The organism is Gemmatimonadaceae bacterium, assembly GCA_030647905.1.
Taxonomy (GTDB): domain Bacteria; phylum Gemmatimonadota; class Gemmatimonadetes; order Gemmatimonadales; family Gemmatimonadaceae; genus UBA4720.
This window is the reverse complement of record JAUSJA010000033.1, coordinates 327325-333324: the sequence shown is the minus strand read 5'-3', so window position 1 is coordinate 333324 and position 6000 is coordinate 327325. Positions and strand designations below refer to the sequence as shown.

Annotated in this window: 6 protein-coding genes; all 6 read left to right on the top strand. The window is 62.2% G+C overall.

Going from position 1 to position 6000, the window contains the following annotated elements; all coding sequences use genetic code 11:
- Nucleotides 1-162 precede the first annotated feature (162 nt).
- The 6 genes from Q7S20_12960 to nrfD all read left to right on the top strand — a co-directional run bounded on the left by Q7S20_12960 (nt 163) and on the right by nrfD (nt 5891).
- The gene (locus Q7S20_12960; protein MDO8502745.1) at nt 163-819 is read left to right on the top strand and encodes a carbonic anhydrase; all 657 of its coding nucleotides are present in this window, start codon (nt 163-165) and stop codon (nt 817-819) included.
- A gap of 16 nt (nt 820-835) precedes the next feature.
- On the top strand, nt 836-1912 hold the full coding sequence (locus Q7S20_12955) for a TerC family protein (GenBank protein MDO8502744.1): 1077 nt from the start codon (nt 836-838) through the stop codon (nt 1910-1912).
- 282 nt (nt 1913-2194) lie between these two features.
- Nucleotides 2195-2719, top strand: a complete 525-nt coding sequence (locus tag Q7S20_12950; GenBank protein MDO8502743.1) for a hypothetical protein — start codon at nt 2195-2197, stop codon at nt 2717-2719.
- A gap of 439 nt (nt 2720-3158) precedes the next feature.
- A complete protein-coding gene (locus Q7S20_12945; GenBank protein ID MDO8502742.1) occupies nt 3159-3716 on the top strand; it encodes a hypothetical protein in 558 nt (185 codons plus the stop codon).
- A 20-nt stretch (nt 3717-3736) separates the two neighbouring features.
- On the top strand, nt 3737-4651 hold the full coding sequence (locus Q7S20_12940; GenBank protein MDO8502741.1) for a 4Fe-4S dicluster domain-containing protein: 915 nt from the start codon (nt 3737-3739) through the stop codon (nt 4649-4651).
- Between the two features lie 10 nt (nt 4652-4661).
- The gene (gene nrfD / locus Q7S20_12935; protein ID MDO8502740.1) at nt 4662-5891 is read left to right on the top strand and encodes an NrfD/PsrC family molybdoenzyme membrane anchor subunit; all 1230 of its coding nucleotides are present in this window, start codon (nt 4662-4664) and stop codon (nt 5889-5891) included.
- Nucleotides 5892-6000 lie beyond the last annotated feature (109 nt).

Here is a 6000-nt window from a genome sequence, read left to right as displayed (position 1 = left end):
ATGATAGAGCGTGACATGGGTTGGTCCTCCACGAATGACTGCGACGGTTGCATGAGTCGCATGTGGCTCTGGCGACTCCGGTGAACACGAAGGAGCTAATCCACGTGAACGTCGGAGGGCCAGCCCAGTCATAATTTCTAGGCGGACAAGGATGAAGCGTCGATGATCTCAGCGCGAGAAGCACTCGAACGCCTGCGAGAGGGAAACTGTCGCTTCGTGTCTGGCGTTCGAAGCAGCGACATACTCACGAGCCAGACGCGCCGCAACGAGTTGGCGGCAGGTCAGGAGCCGTTCGCCATCATCCTCGGGTGTTCCGACTCGCGGGTCCCAGCAGAGATCGTCTTCGACCAAGGCCTGGGCGACCTGTTTGTCATCCGCGTGGCCGGCAACATCGTCGCTTCTTCTCAAGTTGGCAGCGTCGAGTTCGCCGCGGCGCGGTTCGGTACCCGGCTGGTGGTGGTTCTGGGGCACTCCCAGTGCGGGGCTATCCTGGCAACCCTGGAAAAACTTCAGCAGCCGACGGATTTCCAGTCGCGGCACCTGCGTTCGATCGTCGACCGCATTCGGCCATCCGTGGAAACGTTGCTCGCGACAGAGCTCAGGCACGACCCGGACGCTCTGGTGCGGGAGGCCGTTCGGGCCAACATTCGCGCCTCAGCGAACCATCTGCGACACGGATCGGAAGTCCTCGAGCAGCTGGTCCAGAATAGTGGACTCCTCGTCGTAGGTGCCGAGTATTCGCTGGAGACTGGAGTCGTTGATTTCTTCGATAGTGTGCCGGAGGCTGGCAAATCCGCGATTGGCGGCTCAAGTCCATGACGGAGCAACTCGTCGAATGATCTGGATCTGGATAGCATTCATCGCGTTTGTCCTACTGATGTTGGCATTGGACCTGGGCGTATTTCATCGCAAAGCCCACGTCGTCAGCGTCAAGGAGGCCCTCGCCTGGTCGGCCGTCTGGCTCGCCATGGGGTTGATGTTTGCCGTGTTCGTGTACTTCGCCTACGACGGCCAGTGGTTTGGCCTTGGCACCGTGGCGGACGCCGTCGATGGACTGGCGAACGACGGCGCGACCGCAACGGAGAAGTACCTGACCGGCTATGTCGTCGAGAAATCGCTCAGCGTCGACAACATCTTCGTGATCGCCATGCTCTTCAGCTTCTTCGCGGTGCCGCCGCTCTACCAGCACCGCGTGCTGTTCTGGGGAATCCTGGGCGCTCTACTCTTGCGCGGCGCGATGATCGGTCTCGGGGCGAAGCTGATCGCTGAGTTCCACTGGGTTCTGTACCTGTTTGCAGCCTTTCTGATCCTGACTGCGATCAAGATGCTCTTCCTCAAGACGGAACACACCGATCCTAACAAGAACTTCGTGGTCCGGTTGACGCGCCGCTTGTTCCCGGTCACCGCCAGGTTTCACGGCCAGCACTTCATCGTTCGCGCCGGCGCGCCCGCGTCGCATGAGAGCGAGGTCCCCGGTGCGCCCGCGATGCCGGACGAGGTCGTGGAGAAGGCTCGGCCGGGAACGCTGCTGCTCACGCCTTTGGCGCTGGCCCTGGTCATGGTCGAGACGACCGATCTGATCTTTGCCGTCGACTCAATCCCGGCGATCTTTGCCATCACGGGCGACGCATTCTTGGTTTTCACCAGCAACGTCTTTGCGATCCTCGGTCTCCGGTCGCTCTATTTCGCGCTGGCGGGGATGGTGAAGAAGTTCCGTTACCTGAAGGTCTCGCTCGCCCTGGTCCTGATGGTCGTGGGCGTCAAGATGCTGATTGCCGAATGGCTGAAGATCGCCCTCGGGAAGCACTTCAACCTGTACTTGCTATTGGTGGTGCTCGTAATCTTGGTGGCCGGAGTCGCTGGTTCGCTGTTAGCTGAACGCCGGAGTGGGAGCCGCCTAACGAGGATGTAGAATAAGTCCCTCGAGCATTTGCGCGATCGGATTGTTGAAAACTCGACCTCGCCAGAGCCCTCACAATCGACGATCACCACGTCGGGAATGATCGGAGGACCGCCAAAAAAGGCGACCACGACGTCTCGACGACTTATTCTACACCTTCAACAAGCCGATGAAGCTGACGGTCGCCTACGGCGCCCGCAGCTTATCGGCGCGTTAGGCGACCCCAGAGAGCACCGTTACCATGCCTCGCTCTGGACCTTTCATCCACCGACCTTCTTTATTGGAGTGTGCGTAATGCGGACGATCCGACTTGCGGTCGCTTGGGCCGCGCTAAGCGGCTTTCTGCCGACGATAGCCCTTGCACAAGAGGCGTTGAGACCGGCCGAGCTCCAGCGGCTCAGTTTCTACGTCGGCAGCTGGAGCGAGGCAGGTCAGATGCGCGACGACCCGGCGAAACCATTCAAGCCGATCGCAGGCGGCGAAACCTGCAGCTGGGCCGCTGGAGGATACGCTGTGCTGTGCCAGGAGAAGACCTCTGGCCAAGGCGGGGGGTGGGAAGGGGTGTACATCCTCAGTTACGACGCTACGGCCAAGCGGTACCACGTCCACGGCACAGAAAACCCAGGCGGCAACCTACATGCGGTCGGCCAAATCGAGGGTAATCGCTGGATTTGGGTGACCGACCCGGCGCCTGACGGGTCGCGGCTGCGCTACACATTCGCCCCGTCACTTCAAGGTGCCCGAACCTTGATGGTAGAAGCCGGTACTGACGGTAGCTGGGCGCCCATCGCGAACATCAGGTACGCGGTGCGGAAATGACCATCCGGCGAGGGCGAAGCGCTTTCGTGTGCTGCATCCCGCGCAGTGGGTAAAGCGCGGGGCGCGCTGGCTCATCCGTGGCGAGGTCTACGTCGCCCTGAATTGCGACGGCGTGCTCGGTGGGCGACGTGGAAGCAAGACCGTCTGGGATCGATGGCCTCGGTGTGTTCGCCGTGCGCTCATTCAGGGCAGGCGATCGGGTTCGGCAAGTGAACGTGGTCCGAGAGGTGACTCCTGATGCGCCGATTCACGACGGCGCTCGTGAGCGTTCCCTTGAAGATCGTCGACAAGTAGCCTTCCATTGGCTGCCTGCTCACGTGCGGGTTGCACCCTTCCGCGTTTGGCGACATACTCTTGCAGGCATCGTCGGGCTCTCGTGGCCCCCTTATTTCCCAGTGCGCCATGTCCACGGCGCGAAACCGATCCACCGTGGGGATGCATGACGCGGGTGAGATTTGTCCGTCTGGCAGTAGCTGGTGCATCGGCGGCGCTGCTGCTGACGGTGGCCTGTCGCCCCGTGGAGGAGTCGAGTCCTCGTTTCGGCAAGGATGTTGAAGGCGCCGCCAAGACAACCGTGGCTCTGTTCGCGGTGGCGCCGCCGCCGTTTTCGGAAGGCATCTTCCCCTGCTCCGAATGCCATTTTCCCACAGACAAGGTGAACCGCACTCCCCACGCGGTCGAGTTCCACGATGACATTGTGCTGCATCACGACGAGAAGAATCGCTGGTGCCTCGACTGCCACGACGCCGTCAACCGCGACAAGCTCCACCTTGCCGACGGCCGGCTGATCGATTTCACCGAGTCTTACCTGTTGTGCGGGCAGTGTCACGGGCCGACCCTGCGAAACTGGAAGGCGGGCGAGCACGGCAAGCGGACGGGTTCGTGGTCGGGCGCGAAGCAGTACCTGCTGTGCGCGAACTGCCATAGCCCCCATTCGCCGCGCTTCAAGCCGCTCAAGCCGCGGCAACCCCCGCTGAGGCAGGAGGCCATACGATGAGCGACCATCCCGCCGTCCCCATGCCCGCGCCGGAGCCGCCGGCGAACGGATACACGCGGCGCGACTCGGTTGTCCTCGGCTTCTTTGCCTTGGCCGCCGCGGCGATGTCCACCGGGTGCGCGACCGACAAGCTGGCCCTCGACGAGTTCGTGCAGAAGCACTTCAAGGACCTCTCCGGCGATGAGTTGAAGGACCGGCTCGCGCAGATGGAAAAGCGGTATTCGGAGGAGTACGGCAAGAGTGTGAAGGTCAGCGCCACGCCGCCTCTCCCCGGGGTACTGTTCGGGTATGCGCTCGACTTGTCGCGGTGCATCGGCTGCCGGCGTTGCGTCTATGGCTGCGTGGAGGAGAACAACCTGTCGCGCGACCCGCAGACGCACTGGATCACCGTGCTCGAGATGGACAAGGAAACGGGCGTGGACCTGCGGCATGCCGACGCATACTACGACCACGAAACCGTCCCCCATCCGGGCAAGTTCTACATGCCTGTCGCCTGCCAGCACTGCGAGAACCCGCCGTGCGTGAAGGTCTGCCCCGTCCAGGCAACCTGGAAGGAGCCGGACGGCATCGTGGTGATCGACGACGACTGGGGCATCGGATGCCGGCGCTGCCTCGCGGCCTGTCCCTACGGCGCGCGGCGCTTCAACTGGGGCAAGCCCAGCATCCCGCCGGACGAGCTCAACCCGAACACGGAATACCTCGGCAACCGCCCGCGCCAGCGCGGTGTCGTCGAGAAGTGCTCGTTCTGCCTGCAGCGGACCCGGAAGGGGCTGTATCCGAAGTGCGTGGAAGTCTGCCCGGTCGGCGCGCGCAAGTTCGGCAATCTCCTCGACCCGGACAGCGAGATCCGCTACATCATCGAGAACAAGCGCGTGTTCATCCTGAAGGATGAACTGAATACACAGCCGAAGTTCTTCTACTACTACGGACTGTGAGGCCGACGCCATGAGCTTCGTCCGGAAAGCCGGCAACTTCGTGACGGGCACCGCGCGCATGGCGTTCTTGGGCGGGAACAGGGTGTACTACGCGTGGCTGCTCCTGCTGGCCGTCTGCATCACGCAGGCGCTCTTCGCGTACGCGCACCAGTTCGAGCGCGGCCTGATCAGCACCAACATGCGCGATTCGGTGTCGTGGGGCTTCTACATCGGCAACTTCACGTTCCTGGTCGGCGTTGCTGCGGCCGCGGTCCTGCTGGTGATTCCGGCCTACGTCTACAACTGGAAACCGATCAAGGAGGTCGTGCTGTTCGGCGAAATGCTCGCCGTTGCCGCGATCGTGATGTGCCTGCTCTTCGTCCTGGTGGACATGGGACGCCCGGACCGCTTCTGGCACCTGATTCCCGGCATCGGGCACATGCACCTGCCGAGCTCGATCATGGCCTGGGACTCGGTGGTGCTGAACATCTACCTCGTCATCAACCTGTCGGTGGCGAGCTATCTGGTCTACTGCGCCTATTACCGGATCCAGTACGATCGGCGGATCGTCGTGCCGCTGGTCATCCTCTCCATTCCGATGGCCATCAGCATCCATACGGTGACGGCATTCCTGTACAATGGCATGGCGAGCCGTCCGTACTGGAACAGCGCCATCCTGGCCCCGCGGTTCATCTTCTCGGCGTTTTGCTCCGGGCCTGCGCTGCTCCTGATCCTCTTCCAGATCCTGCGGAAGGTGTCCGCCTTCGAGATCAAGGACGAAGCGATCCACAAGATAGCGGAGCTCATGGCCTACGCCATGGGTTTCAACCTGTTCCTCTTCGGCGCCGAGATCTTCAAGGAGTACTACTCCAACACGCACCACCTGGTGTACTACCAGTACCTGTTCCGCGGCCTGCACGGCACGGCGTCGCCCATCGCACTCTATGCCTGGACGTCGATCGCGTTCTCCATCATCTCCTTCTTCCTCTTCCTCATCCCGAAGACGCGCCGGATGCCGCTGACGATGAACATCGGCGCCGTGATGATCTACCTCTCGGTGTACATCGAGAAGGGCATCGCCCTCATCATCCCCGGCTTCACGCCCGACACGCTCGGGCAGGTGTATCAGTACGTGCCCAGCGCCATCGAACTGCGCGTCGCCGCCGGTGTGTTTGGCGTCGGCTTCCTGCTCTTTACGCTGATGGTCAAGGTTTCTGTCTCCATCCTCTTCGAGCGGGGCAACCAAACCGTTCACGCGTGACGGGGTTCACGGAGAGGAATACGGCTGCGCCGGCCTGAACAACGTCGCCTGCGGCCTGATCAACCAGGAACGCGAGCGCCGCGACTCGGGCATCCGCTCGGTCGCCGTC